General features: G+C 68.4%; 10 protein-coding genes. All 10 read right to left on the bottom strand.

Annotation, left to right across the window (positions count from 1 at the left end; translation table 11 throughout):
- Nucleotides 1-32: 32 nt before the first annotated feature.
- The 10 genes from Q1K70_RS05100 to Q1K70_RS05055 all read right to left on the bottom strand — a co-directional run bounded on the left by Q1K70_RS05100 (nucleotide 33) and on the right by Q1K70_RS05055 (nucleotide 13,011).
- Entirely contained in the window at nucleotides 33-764 is a 732-nt protein-coding gene (locus tag Q1K70_RS05100; protein WP_300156533.1) for a class I SAM-dependent methyltransferase, read from the bottom strand.
- A gap of 21 nt (nucleotides 765-785) precedes the next feature.
- Nucleotides 786-5,279: a glycosyltransferase gene (locus Q1K70_RS05095; protein ID WP_300156531.1), complete on the bottom strand. Its 4,494-nt coding sequence runs from the start codon at nucleotides 5,277-5,279 to the stop codon at nucleotides 786-788.
- Nucleotides 5,280-5,413: 134 nt separating this feature from the next.
- Nucleotides 5,414-6,601, bottom strand: a complete 1,188-nt coding sequence (locus Q1K70_RS05090) for a hypothetical protein (RefSeq protein WP_300156529.1) — start codon at nucleotides 6,599-6,601, stop codon at nucleotides 5,414-5,416.
- Nucleotides 6,601-7,662, bottom strand: coding sequence for a class I SAM-dependent methyltransferase (locus tag Q1K70_RS05085; RefSeq protein WP_300156526.1), 1,062 nt, complete (start codon nucleotides 7,660-7,662; stop codon nucleotides 6,601-6,603). The genes Q1K70_RS05090 and Q1K70_RS05085 overlap by 1 nt, the downstream gene beginning before the upstream one ends.
- On the bottom strand, nucleotides 7,646-8,962 hold the full coding sequence (locus tag Q1K70_RS05080) for a hypothetical protein (RefSeq protein ID WP_300156524.1): 1,317 nt from the start codon (nucleotides 8,960-8,962) through the stop codon (nucleotides 7,646-7,648). The genes Q1K70_RS05085 and Q1K70_RS05080 overlap by 17 nt, the downstream gene beginning before the upstream one ends.
- The gene (locus Q1K70_RS05075; RefSeq protein WP_300156522.1) at nucleotides 8,959-9,684 is read right to left on the bottom strand and encodes an acylneuraminate cytidylyltransferase family protein; all 726 of its coding nucleotides are present in this window, start codon (nucleotides 9,682-9,684) and stop codon (nucleotides 8,959-8,961) included. Before Q1K70_RS05075 ends, Q1K70_RS05080 begins: the two co-directional genes overlap by 4 nt.
- A 274-nt stretch (nucleotides 9,685-9,958) precedes the next feature.
- Nucleotides 9,959-10,528, bottom strand: a complete 570-nt coding sequence (locus Q1K70_RS05070; RefSeq protein ID WP_300156520.1) for a methyltransferase domain-containing protein — start codon at nucleotides 10,526-10,528, stop codon at nucleotides 9,959-9,961.
- Complete coding sequence (locus Q1K70_RS05065) at nucleotides 10,525-11,628, bottom strand: DegT/DnrJ/EryC1/StrS family aminotransferase (RefSeq protein ID WP_300156518.1); 1,104 nt, start codon at nucleotides 11,626-11,628, stop codon at nucleotides 10,525-10,527. Before Q1K70_RS05065 ends, Q1K70_RS05070 begins: the two co-directional genes overlap by 4 nt.
- Nucleotides 11,629-11,644: 16 nt before the next feature.
- On the bottom strand, nucleotides 11,645-12,049 hold the full coding sequence (locus Q1K70_RS05060) for a hypothetical protein (protein WP_300156516.1): 405 nt from the start codon (nucleotides 12,047-12,049) through the stop codon (nucleotides 11,645-11,647).
- Between the two features lie 47 nt (nucleotides 12,050-12,096).
- A complete protein-coding gene (locus Q1K70_RS05055) occupies nucleotides 12,097-13,011 on the bottom strand; it encodes an NAD(P)-dependent oxidoreductase (RefSeq protein ID WP_300156514.1) in 915 nt (304 codons plus the stop codon).
- Between the last annotated feature and the right edge of the window lie 447 nt (nucleotides 13,012-13,458).

Below are 13,458 nucleotides of genomic sequence, written 5' to 3'. Positions count from 1 at the left end.
GTGAATACCCTATCTCCTCGCCTGCCGACCGGCTATTCCTTGACCAGCACGAACCCGAACGCCGTTTGCCGGCTGAAGGCTGGCCGGGATTTGTAATGGTGCTTCATGAAGATATAGGGAGGATAACAGAGCGTGTCGTCGTTAAGGGCCATGTCCACCCGGCTGGCGATGGGGCCGGGCTTGAGGGGCCGCATGCCCGTGCGCGTCAGGTAGGCGATGTCCGTCTGGTAGTCGAAGCCGATGACCAAATCGTTGACTCCGGGGGTCACGTGGACGTCGTAGGTGCAGATCAGCGCCCCGCCGGGCCGCAGCACCCGGCGCATCTCGTCGAGGTGGCGGTGGTGGGCGGTGGGCTGCTTGCGGTCGTAAATGTGCTCCATGACCGAGACGCAGGTGATGACCTCGAAATGGTCGTCGGGAAAGGGCATGGCGTCCAGGCCCGCCTCCACCAGGGTGATGCCGGTCGCGGCCGCGGCGTTGGCCGCGAAATGCCGCCTGGCGTATTCCACGTATTCCGGGTCGGCTGCGGCGTAATCGAAATTGTCCACGCCGTAGGGCTCGTAGCCGAGTTCGCCCAACCAGGCGGGCATCCGGCTCGTACCGCACCCGGCGTCGAGTCCCCTGCCCCGGTGCGGCCAGTCCCGGGCGGCGCGCAGCGTCCACGGCCATTCCCAGGCGCGCACGCACTTGCCCGTCTCGCTGAGCACCTCCACATCGCCGCCGTTGAGCTCCAGTGTCGTCGAAATCTTCGCGTAGTCGAACATGGCTTCCTTTCCGGTAGCGGCTCAGGCCGCGGGAACGCGACGTTGCGGCCAGGCCAGTTCCTTCGATAAAAGCAAGAATCGTTCCTCGTGCCGGGGGGACGAGGGCGCCACCGCCGCCAGCCCGGCGGAATCGAGCCCGGCCGGCGACAGCACGGGCAATCCCGCGAAGCCGGAACCGGAAGCGCCCTCGTCGACGAAGCAGACGGCCTCCAGACTTCGCGGCCAAAAAAGCGTCAGCAGCAGCTCGCCGTCCTTGTCGGCCCCGAAGATGGCCGCCTTGCCGGCGACGCCGCGGCCGGCCCCCTCGATGGTCCGCCTGATCCAGTCCAGCCTGGCGCGAAGCTCCCGGCACCAGGGCACGAGACGTCGGCTCTCCTCCAGACGGCGTTCCTCCCCGTCCCGGACGCGCAGGCTGGCGACGCCCCCGGCCAGGGCCTCGGCCAGGCGGTCCCCGAAATGCCCGGCCACCAGCCGGGCGGCCTGGTCGGCCGCAAGCCTGGGGAGCGCCCCGGCCTCGTGGAGGGAAAAGACCCGGTCCGTGGCCGAAACGGCCAAGCCGGCGGCGGCGGCGCGAAACAGCAGTTCAAGGTCCCAGTTCGCGTCCTCGGTGGCCGTGGCGGCCAGCTCCCGCAGGGCCGCGCCCTTGCCGAACACCGGCTGCCCGGGTTGCCACAGCCCGGCCATGGCCATGGCCGTGTCCACGGCCAGGGACGGCGCGGCGGCGTGGTCGAGGCCGAACCCTCGCCGCCCGAAACGGGCGCTGGCGCCGTAGACCAGGTCGGCCCCGGTTTCGCGCAGGCGGGTAAGGGCGCCCTTGAGCAGCTTTTCCCCGGGCAGGTCGCCGGACATGATCCAGCCGGCGTACGGCGTGGCGACATCCCGCAGGCAGCGCAGCACGCCCGCTCCCGGGGTGGCTGCCTCCGGGCGTCGGACCTCCGCCGCCCGCGGCAGCAGCGCCTCGTCCTCCGGCGTGAGCTCCGGGCCGGCCGCGACCACGACGCGGAGCGGTTCGGGCAGGCGCTGCTCGAGCAGCGCGGCGACCGTGGTCCAGACGTCCCTGAAGGCCGCGCCCTGGGCGGCGACGACCACGGTCAGCACGGCCTCGCCCGAAGCCGCCTCCCGCACCGGGGCGGCGGCCGGGGCCTCGGCCCGGGGGTCGGGAATGCGCTCCATCCAGGTCGTGCGGTCCCGGCTGGGATTGCTGTTGGGATGGACGCCGTAAAGCCGCAGGAAATCGCGCAGGAACAGCTCGAGCTCCACCCGGCAGTCCTCGCGCCACCGCCCGGAATAGGGATTTTCGGTGACGATGGCCTCGGCGTAGCAGGCCCGGAGGGGGGCTTCGGGCGAGGCCGGGCGCAGGTGCTGGAAAAGCTTCCAGAAAAGCGCGGGATCGTCCCCGGTGCCCCACAGGAAGGTGCGTTTGTCGAAGCCGCCTACGGCCTGCAGGAGTTCGCGCCGCAGGCCGAAGTTCGATCCCTGGACCACCGGACTTTCATAGCCCAGGCGCATGGAGTGGCGCACGCCGTCGCAGTCCCGGAAACGGTATTCCCGGGTGTCGCCGACCACCAGCTCGTAGCGGTCGAGCAGTTCGGCGTAGCGGCGAAGCGAATCCGGGCGCAGGAAGTGGTGGTCGTCGTCGAGGAAGACCAGACGCGGCGAGCCGGTCAGGGCCACGGCCGCGTTCCAGAGCACGCCCTTGGAAAAATAGCCGGTGCGCGGCTTGTAGAGGTAAAGGTCGGCGTCGATGTCCCTGAAGGCCTCCCGGCCGGCCAGGGATGCCCGGTCGTGGGCCCGGATGCGCCGGGCCGGGTCGTCTCCGGCGAGCTGCGCCGACCAGGCCGAGCCGTCGTCCGTGACCACCACCCGCACGGTCCCGTCCCAGTCCTGCCGGCGCACCGAATCCACGGCGCGCTTGAGGGCCTCCCGGTACGTGCCTTCCTGTCCCGTCGGCGCGTAGTGCTGGATGCACACCGTCAGGTCGCCGTCCGCGGCGCCGTCCGCCACGCCCCGCGCGTCCACGGCCGTGTGCGGCCCGAGGTCCAGGCGCTCGAACTCGTGGTAATCGCAATAGACCGGGACCTTCAGCGGATCGAAGAGCCCCTCCGCCGTGCGGAAGGGTGCAGTCAGGTCCAGGTGGGCCTTTTTGAAATAATTCGTGAGGGCGGGCCGCTTCATGGACAGGAAGTCCTTGTCCAGCAGCACGGTTTCGCCATGGGCCAGGAGCAGGAAGCGCACGGCCGGCCGGTAGGCGATGCGCCCCTCGAACAAGGCGCGGACCGTCGGCGGCAGGGCGTCTCCGGCGACGAGCAGCCCCTCGCCCTCCAGGTAGGCGATGCTGTCCCGGGTGGCCTGGGAGGAATTCTGGTCGACGCTGTAGAGGATGAAGGGGAATTCCAGGCTTTCGTGGAGCTTCATGACCGACCGGTCGATGGGCTTGTCGCAGCTCATGGTGTGGCAGACGATGGTCATGTAGTCGTTGGGCGCCTTGGGGGCGATGGGGTAGTGGACGTGCACCCGGGGCGGGTCCACGGCCTTGGGAAAGGCCTGGGCGTAGGCCTCCCGGATGCGCTGGTCCTCGGCGTCGCACAACGCGAGGTTGCTGTACTCCACCCCGCCGAGATTCTTGAGGTACAGGCCGAAGTAGCGGTCCACGTGGAGGAAGTCGGTCACGGTCGCCAGGCGGCACACCATCTCGTAGTCGCCGGCCACCACGTAGGACTCGTCGTAGTAGCCGACCTTGTCGTGCAGCTCCCTGCGCCACATCAGTTCCGAGCCGAAATAATACTTGTGCAGCATCATGTCCCGCGAGAACCGGGGACGCCGGCAGCGGCCGAACTTGACGTGGTTGTAGAACGTCTCGTTCTCGAACTGGCCGATGTACTGGTTGCCGTAGACCAGCCCGATGTCGGGCCGGCCGTCCAGTTGCCCGGCGAAGATCTCCAGGGCGTCCAGACGCAGCCGGTTGTCGGTGTCGAGGTTCATGATGTAGCGGCCGCGCGACTCGCGGATGGCCCGGTTAAAGGCCCCGTAGACGGTTTCGCGCTCCCTGGTGCGGCCGTAGAACAGGTGGGCATGGGCGCCCAGGAAGGGCGCGGCCTCGCCGCCGTCGTTGGCCGGGGAGGCGCTGTCGATGAGCAGGACCTCCACCTCGCCCCGGCGGTACAGGGTCTGGGACAGCAGGTTGTGAAGCATGGGGGCCACGAAGCGTTCGGCCTTGTACATGGAGACGATGACCGACACCGTGTAGCGGCTTTTGGTGCGCGTGTCCCTGACCCGGGCGTAGGCCGAGTCCTGGGCCGGGGCCTTCTCCAGGGCGGCCAGGCAGGCCTCGCGGTGGCGGGGCGTCAGCCGCCGGGCCAGGCAGGGGATATAGGAGGGGGTGTCCACGCGCACGACGCGGCCGGCCGCCTCGGCCTTTTGCGTCAGGATGCTCACGCCCTGGCAGTGCTCGGCGTACCAGTCCTCGTAGTTGAGGTCGAAAAAGCTCGGATGGCAGATCTTGAGGGTGTCGTAGATCTCCTCGAACTCCGAATCGCCGTGGTGCTTCCAAAAGGGCGAGGGATTGCCGCCTTCGTCCTCGGGCAGGGGCGAGCGTCCGTCGCAGCCGAGGACGTGGACCTCCTGGGCCAGGGTGGCCCCCAGGGGCAGGAGGAAGAGTGTCAAAATATTGGCGTAGCAGGCGATCTGGTAGCGCTGCGTCAGGTCCACGCTCACGTTTTCCGGCCGGGCCGGCACGACGGGTACGCCGAAGACCCGGGGGGCGAGGTCCGGATACTGGCGCACGAACAAGGGGTAATAGCCCATGGGCATGAACAGGTACGAGCCGTGGCGGCGCATGGCTGCGACCAGGTGCTCGCGAAAGGCGGCGGCGTAGCGGGAAACCCCGTAATGCAGGGCCGGATCGGCGGCCACGATGCAGGCGGGCTTGATGCGGTCGAGCAACGGCGCGTTGCGCACGGCGGCGTTGCACACAATGGAGACGCCGTCGGAGAAATCCATGTCCATGGCCAGGCCGAGGGACGGGCCGGTGCCGAAAACGTAGGCCTTTCGCGACCGCAGCCGCGGGGCCAGGGCCGCCAGCCGCGCCTGGTTCTCGGCGACGAGGGCCTGACGCGCCTCGGAAGCCATGAGATCGTGGCGCAGGATGGCGTTGTGGTAGGCCTCGTAGCGGGATTCCTCGGAGGCCTTGCTAACGTTGAGCAGGCGCTTGGAAAGGCCCTGGAGGTTGTAGCGCTCCATGCGGTTGAGGTCGTCGCGCCACAGCAGGATGAAATCGGCCCGGTTGAGCAGCCGCATGACGTCGGGATTGTCCCTGGCCACGGGAAATTCCGCCGTGAACTGCGGCGGCCCCTCCACGCCAAAGGCCAGCGGCGGCCCGCCGGGCCGCAACGCCTCGTCGTGGAAGGGAAAGACCACGGTGTGTTCGCGCATGTCCGGCAGGTACCAGCAGGCGCGGTGGTAGAGATCGTCGCATTCGGCCTGGGTGCGGATGAACGGGTAGTGGATGATTCTCATGGGGTTCCCGGCGGTTTCAGGAGTCGTCTCGCGCCGCGTCCGCGAAATGCGTGCATACGCATTCGTCGGACAACATGTTTTAGTTGCTATAGTTATCTGAAAAAATACTATCGTATTTTTTCAGGGACGCAACACTAGACGTCAAGGACATGGATCGCGGCCAGATCCGTGTCGACGATGTACAGGCGGCGGCCCTGGGACGTCCGGCCCAGGGCGCAGTCCGTGGGGGACGAGGGCCGGCCGAGAAGATGCGCCAGGGAGGCGCTCCAGACAAGCTCCCCGGCGAGATCGAGGCGCACGACGCTGTCGCCGGCCAAAACGAAGACCCCGTCCTCGGCCTGGCGGCCGGTGCGCAACGGAGCCGGCAGTGCGACCCGCGAAAAAGGCTCCCAGCGGAATCCGTCGGGGCTTTGCAGGACCGGCCCCACCGGCCGGAAGTATCCCAGAAAACCGCCGCCCCCCGCGCCGATGCTCCAGATCATGCCGCAATCCACGGGTTGCCAGGCGACGACCCGCAGGGGGTCCGGTCCGGCCAGCCGGGCCATGGCCACCTCCGTATAATGCTGCCGCGTCAGGAGCACGAGGAGGCCGCCGGCCACGGGCGCAAGACTCAAGGGAAGGGCCGGCGCTCCCTCGGGCAGCAGTTCGGGCAGGGAGAACCGGCGCGTGCGTCCGTCCCGGCCGACGCGCCACAGCCGCTCCCCCTGCATTTCGGCGACCCACAGGCTGCCGTCGGCGTCGAAAACCAGGGAGCGGGGATCGCGCAGGCCGCCGAGGACCGTCCCGCACCGCCGGCCGTCGGCATCCAGGCGCAGCACCGCGCCGGCGTTCCTGTCGCCCACGAGCAGGCTGCCGTCGACGGGATCGCAAGCCAGGGCCATGGGCAGCGTGATCGCCTTGTGGCGGAGCAGGCCTTCGTGGCGAAACCGGAAGCGGCGGCGCAAGACCGCGACCGCGTCGTCGTCCGGCGCGGCGGCCGAGCGCAAGAGCGCCTGCGCCCCGGCATGCCAGGGGCACTCCGCCAGGACCGAGGCCAGCGCCGCCGGCGTCGCGGCGGTCCACGGCCCCTTGCGCGCTTGCTCCACGAGCCGGTCGGCGCGCCGCAGCCGTTCGCCCCAGGCCGCCGCTTCGAGAAGCCGTTGCGTCTCGACGTGCTGGGAATAAAGCACGTGAAAGACCTGCTGGTAGTCCCCCCGGTATCCGTTGCCGGCGAAAAGGCGGCTCATGTTCATCAGGGCATGGCCCTGGCGCCACAGCCGGTCGGCCGCCTGCCCCGGATCGGACGCTTCCAGGGCCTGTTCCATCTGTCGGCGAAGATGCATCAGGCGCCGCCGTCGGTGGGTTCGTCGTCGGCGCGGGTCTTGACGGCGAGCGTTTCTTTTCCCTGGAGGTAGCCCAGTTCGCGTTCCACGAAAGCCAGGTAGGCCACGAGGTCGACGGCGGCGAAGTCCTCGTCCGGGGTCCTCTCCCCCTTGGCGAAAATGCCGTAGGCCAGCTCGTCGCTGGCGATGTCCGCCAGGCCGAACCGGCGCAAGACGCCGACCAGGGTCTGGCGGGTGAAGGCGAAGGTGTGGGCGTGGATGGCGTACTTGAGAAAGTCGTATTCGTACCAGGGGGACTTGTGCAGGACCATGAGTCCGGGAACTTCGACGTAAAGCAGCGTCCCGTCGCGCATCAGGGCGCGAACATCCGCCAGGAACGCCGGCAGGTCGGACACGTGCTCCAGCACGTGGCTCAGCACGACGCAGTCGAAGGAGCGGCCAAGGGCCAGGGCCTCGGCGCAACCGCCCTCGAGAAGCGTGATGCCGAAGCGGGACGCGGCGATGTCGAGGCAGTCCCGGGAATATTCGAAGCCCCAGGGTTCGAGGCGGCAGCCGTCCGCCAGGGCCGCTTCCCGCATCTCGTGCAGCACCGAGCCGGTCCCCGCGCCGATCTCCAGCACGCGTAGCGCCTCGCGGCGGCCCAGGTGCGGGGACAGGCGCTCCCATACCAGGCGGCCCTGGCCGTAGCCGGTGAAGTTCACGTATTCGGCGATGCGTTCCGTGCCGAACACCAGCGGATGGTATATCTCGTTGTAGTAGCGGGGCAGCGAAGCCTCGGCCAGCCGCGGCGAGGTCAGCACCAGGCCGCAGCGCGTGCACAGCAGGCTCCCGAAAGGCAGGCCGAAGCGGTCCGTGGCGGCGAGCGGCAGGAAATCCCCTCCCCCGCAAAGGCAGGCCCCGGACTCCTCGACGACGAGGCGGCCGGCTTCGATGTCCGCAAGCAGGCGGGCCTTGTATTTTTCGGCCACCGGCTCGAGCCCGGGAGCGTGCCCGGCCAGCAGCCGGGCGTTCCAGCCCGGCCGGAATCGTGTCAGTTCGGCCGCGCTATACCGCCGGTGCATCAGGATTCCTCTCTTTTTCGCGCGCTTCGCGCAGCACCGCGACGCGCAGAAGGTCCATCTCGCCGCGCACACGCACGGCCCGCTTGCCCAAATCCAGGCCCGCGACGCCCCCGGCCGCCACGAGCTCCCGCAGCCGGAGCAGATCCGCGGCCCTGCCGAAGGCCAAGGAGCCCTCCGCCTGGAAAAGCGGCGGAAAATCCTGCCTTCCCGTGATCAGCCGCCCCCCTTCCCCGCGCGTCGGCAGGCCCGTGGCGGCGTCCACGCCCCAGGGGAAGCCCTCGTGGCGGACGATCTCGAAGACGTCGGCCTCGCAGGCGCTTTCGCGCCGCAGGACGCAGGCCAGGGGGCCGGCGGCGGCGTCCAGCGTCGCCAACGCCCCGGAAAAGAGGCGGCCGTCCGGCGCCCTCACCGTCTCCCTCCGGCGCCAATCGGGACGCAGAACCGCCACGGCCTCTTCCGGCGGTTTCGCGCCCAAGGCGATCACCTGCACCTCGTCCCCGGCCTCGGCGGCGACGTCCACGGCCAGATGCACCGTCACCTTCCCCTGGCGCGCCAATCCGAGGAAAGGCCACTCGCCGGGGGCGTAAAAGGGGGGAACGGCCAGTTCCCGGGCGTCGCGGCGGTCCGCACAGGGCAGGTGGACCAGCCGGGCGGATTGCGGGGACACATGGTGGAGCAGCCATTCCCCGGCCTGGGGCGGAGGCCCGAAGTCCAGAGGGACGAGGTTCGCACGGCCGCGGGGGACCCGGTAGCAACGCGAACGGGCGGGAGCTTCGACGAACAGCTGCATCCAGAGCACGGGAAAAGGTTGGGAAGCCACATGTTCCCGGCCGGCCAGGGCGTCCACGGCGAAGGCCGGGTCGGGCAGCGGGAGCACGGCGGCGGCCACCACGACGTACGCGGTGCGGAACTGGCATGGATGGTCGCGCATGGCGCTCACGGACAGCACGGGATCGAGCCCGGGGCCGGCCAGGCGCAGGGCCTGCCGCAGGTCTTCGGCCTCCAGCAGGGGATTGCGGCAATCGAGAAAAAAAAGCGGGGCGTCGCCCGCGACCAGGCCGCGTTCCATGGCCGCGTCCACCGCGGCCGCGCAAACGTCGCCCTCCCGCCGGGGCGAGGCCTCGACCCACCGGATTCCCGGGAAACGCCTGACCAGCTCGGCGTCGGCCGCGCGGTGCAGGACCGCCACGTCCACGTCCCCGAGGCCGCGAAGCGCCGCCAAAGCGTTGTCCAAGCCCTCGGCTCGAAGGACGAGTTCCAGCTCGGCCGGCTCCAGGCACAGGGAAAGCAGGGCCTTCATGGCCGACACGGCCTGAACAACCCCGCGTCGAGCACCCTGCGGGCCAGCTCCAGATCCTCCGGCTCGTCGATGTCGATGCATGCGACGGGATCGCCGATGCGGTGCATGAGATTGCCCTTGCCGCCGGCCTTCCCCAATCGCTGGCCCGTCACGAGACCATAGGGCCGCAGGAAAAGCCGCCTGTCCGCGTCGGGGTGCAGCATCCGCATCCGGCCGGCGGCGTCCCGCTCCAGCAGGTCGCATGGCCGCATCGGGCACTCCTTCACGGTCGTGAAATGGTTGTAGCCCCGCCGCAGGCTGTCCACGGCCAGCTCCACCAGTCCGGGAGACCGGAAGGGGCTGGTGGCCAGCAGGATCACGACGGCGTCCGGGGAATAGCCGTCCTTGGCCAACTCCAGTCTGGCGTGCCGGATGGCGTCGCCCATGTCGGCGTGGTCCTCGGCCAGCTCGCGGGGACGCAAAAAAGGCGCCTCCGCGCCCCACTCCAAGGCCACGCGCCGGATTCCCTCGCTTTCGGTGGAGACCACGATGCGGTCGACGTTGCGGGCGGCCTGGGCCGTGCGGATGGTATGCGCCAACAAGGGAACGCCGCCGAGGTCCGCGATGTTCTTGTCCCGTATCCCCTTGGAGCCGCCGCGGGCGGGAATCAGGACGAGCGTTTCGAAGGCGTCGTCCTCTTTGGGGCTTGGGCTTCGGTCCGCCCCGACCTCCGTCGCTGCCATGCAGATCGCCCTCGCGCCGCGGCTGACATGCCGGTGTTCGATGCCCGTCATCCGAAGCCCTCCCGCAATGCGTCACGCCCGAGGCAGACGCGGGAAGGCCCTGCGCCCCAACGCGCCGCTCGCCCCGCCGGTCCGGACCGGCGGCGGCCCGAAGTCGCCGCGCGCCTTGCGGACGCCTTCCGGTCCCGGCCCGCCCCCGGGCCGCGTCAGAAACATGTCTCCGTGCGCCCCGCTGTGCCTGGGCCGGACAACGGGGCCGGAGCCGAGGCCATGCTCATGGCCTGTCGCCCGCCTTCTCCGCTTCCACGTTGAGGCTCGTCAACCGGCCGTTGTCCTTGTCCATATGCGGGTAGTACGCCTGGGAATAGTCGTCGTACCCCGCGTGCGGCCCGGTGAACACCGTGCGCCAGTCCCAACGGCGAACCTTTTCGAAGCCACTTTCTTGCAAGAGCTGGGCCAGAGAATCGAAATCATAGGTCGTCCTGTGGTGGATGACCACCCCGGCGGCCGGACTCCAGCGGCCGTACAAGGGCCCGAGCACGAGGTCGAGCCGCCCCGTCTCCCGGTACAGCCCGCACAGGGCGGCGAAATCGGGAACGGCCAGCCGCAGGAGGCCGCCGGGGCGCAGCGTGCGCCGCCATTCCCGCAGCACGTCCACGACCTCGACCCGGTCGAAGTATTCCAGCACATGGGAGGCGTAGATGCCGTCCAGGCTGCCGTCCTCGAACATGGGCAGGGTGCGGATGTCGTGGCGGTAGTCGATGTGCGGCCAGTCCGCGATGTCCACGTGGATGTAGCCCTCGAGCCGGCGCTTGCCGCAGCCGAGGTGGGCGAACCTTTTCACCGGCCGCCTCCGGTGAAGAATTCCTCGATGGCCAGGCACACCCTGCCCGCCTGCTCCCGGGTGAGATCGAGCGAAGAAGGCAGCCACAAACCCCGCACCGCCAGCCCCTCGGACACCGGCAGCGACCCGGCCCCATGGGCGGCGGCGTACATGGGCTGATGGTTGACGGGCGGGTAGAACGGCCGGCTGCCGATGCCCCGGGCCTTGAGGTGGCCGCGCAGGGCGTCCCGATCCCGGGCGGAGGGCAGCAGCACGTCGACGAACCAGGGCGCCGTGTCCTCCAGGTTCGTGGGCAGCATTTCGACGGCCGCCACCGGGTCGAGCATCTCCCTGAACCAGCCGTAGATCGCCTTCTTGCGCTCCACCCGGGCCGCGATGTCCTTGAGCTGCTCGATGCCTACCACGGCCTGCAGGTCCGTGAACTTGAAGTTGAAGCCCAGCCCGTCGTGCTCGTCGGTGGCCGGGGCGGTGCGGTGGAAATCCTTCACCTTGGCCAGCCTGGCGGCAAAGGCGTCGTCGTCGGTCGCCACGGCCCCGCCCTGGCCGGTGGTGATGATCTTGTGGGGCGTGAACGAGTACGCGCCGGCCTGGCCGAAGGAGCCGAGCCTGCGTCCCCGCCAGTTGCTGCCCAGGGCCTGGCAGGCGTCCTCGATCAGGACCATGCCCCGCTCCCGGCAGAAGCGGACCACGGCGTCCATGTCGCCGCAGCGGCCGTTGATGGGGACGTAGAGCATGGCCGCCGCCTTGACGTCGGGCGCGACGGCCCCGAGGTCCAGGCACAGGGTGTCGGGCTCGACGTCCACCAGCGCCGGCGTCGCGCCGGTCCAGGCCACGGCGTTGGGCGTGGCGATCATGGTGTAGTTGGGCACGAGCACCGTGTCGCCCGGGCCCACGCCCGCCGCCAGCAAGGCGCAGTAGAGCGCCACCGTGCCGCTCGTCACCACCGTGCAATGGCCGACGCCGACGTACTCGGCGAGCATGGTTTCGAACAGCTGGGTCTGGCGGAATTCCGTGAGCCAGCCGCCGGAATCGAGATATTCCTTGAGCGCCGCCGCTTCCGTTCCGGTCAGGACCGGCGCCACCTGATGCAGAAAATCCATGGCTCCCTCCTGGGCGTCATTGGGACAAACGGCGCCGATCCGCCTCCGGCCCGGGGTAGGGACCGTTTTTGACCTCGACGACCACCGTGTCGTCCTCGAGGATCTCGTACCCGTGCCCCCCGGCGAGGAAAAGCATGACTTCGCCCGGCCCGGCCTCGATCCGGTCGAGAAGGACGTCCTCCTCGGAATACACCGAGGCCCGGAGGCGGCCGCGCAGCACCACCACGGCCTCCTGGGTGCGGTCGCTTCGCCGCGGGACGGTGTTGTGGTTGTGGGCGGCCAGCCGCGTGCCGGCGGCGTAGCGCCAGGACCCCAACTGGATGAAATCGCCGTTGTCGGTGAAAAAGGACAGGCCGTCCTTGAAGTCTTCGCCGCCAAGGACCATGGCCAGCTTCACACCGTTTTGGGAAACAACTTTCATGACACGCCCATGTGCATTGCGCGGTTGGAGTTGGAAACGCGGCCAGCCTAGATGGTCTTGAAATGCGAGTAGTAGGTGTAAAACGAATAGAGTTTGATCAACTGCTTGATGCCGTCCTCGACGGTATGCTTCGGAACGAAGCCGAGGCTTTTGATCTTGTCGAAGGAGATGATGAAGTGACGGACGTCGCGATCCTTGATGTCCGAGTCGATGATGTTGTAATTGACATACTTGAGGACCAACTCGGCGATTTCCTTTTTGGAATAGTTCAGGTTGTCGCCGCCCGCGTTGAAGGTGCCGCCGACCATCTTGTCCCAGTTGTCCAAAGCGAACATGTAGCTTTCGGCCGCGTCGTCGACATGGATGAAGGTCCGCTTGGCATAGCTGTCGAAGAGGACGACCACGCCTTCCTTCATCGCCTTGTAGGTGAAGTCGTTGACCATCAGGTCCATACGCATCTTGGGGCTCGGGCCGAACACCGTGGCGAAGCGGAGGTTGACCGACTGCGGGTGCGTGTTGACGATCTCCTCGGCCCGGTATTTGGTGATGCCGTACATGCTCACGGGGTCCAGGGGCGTCGTCTCGTCGCAACGGGTCCCGGACTTGCCGTAAAAGGAGGTCGTCGAGGCATTGATGAGCCATTGGTTCGGGCTGAGAGCCCTGACCAGCCTTCTCGTCGCCTCGACGTTGATCAGGTCCGCCGAATGCGGATTGGCTTCGCAGGCCGGATATCCGCTTATGCCGGCCAGGTGGATGACGCCGTCGAACTTGTGCAATCCTTCGATCTCGTTGCGGATGTCATGCTTGACGATGTCGAGGTTGTCATTGTTCACAAGATGCAGCACAGGATCATAGCCGTACATGAAATTATCCATCAAGACGACGTGATGCCCCCTGTCGAGCAACTTTTGGACGATGATGATCCCCTTGTACCCGGCTCCGCCTGTGACCAGAATGTTCATGCTCCGACGTCCTTCTCGTAATGGATGATTTTCCAGAGCCCTGCCGCCCGAAAGGCCTGCCCCACCCTTGCCGGGGCAGGAAGCGACGCGCCGTCGACCTGAACGCGGCATTGCCGCCGCTCCGGGTTCCGCCGCGCGCGGCCGCCGCGCCCTTCCCAGGACGAAGGCGGCGCTTGCCGCCCCCGGCCGGTCCGTTGCCGGGATGCCCCTCGCCCGGGCGGAACCGTACGCCGCCACGGATCGACGCGAACATCGCGGAGGCTTTCCAAAGGGGCCAGGCAACCTGGCCAACGCGTGCCCCTGCGCTTGCGGACCAGGGGGAGAACGTGCTCGTCGCGCCGCTCACGCCAGGAGCGTTGCCGACCCCGAACCGGCCCGCGGAGTCATTATCGGCTGCAATCGTAAAAGGTTAACCCCTTTTCGAAAATCCCCGCCCGGATGGCGGCC

The sequence above is a fragment of the Solidesulfovibrio sp. genome (genome assembly GCF_029978005.1).
In the GTDB taxonomy this organism is placed as follows: domain Bacteria; phylum Desulfobacterota; class Desulfovibrionia; order Desulfovibrionales; family Desulfovibrionaceae; genus Solidesulfovibrio.
The sequence above is the reverse complement of the archived record's forward strand: the minus strand, read 5'-3'. Positions and strand labels throughout refer to the sequence as shown.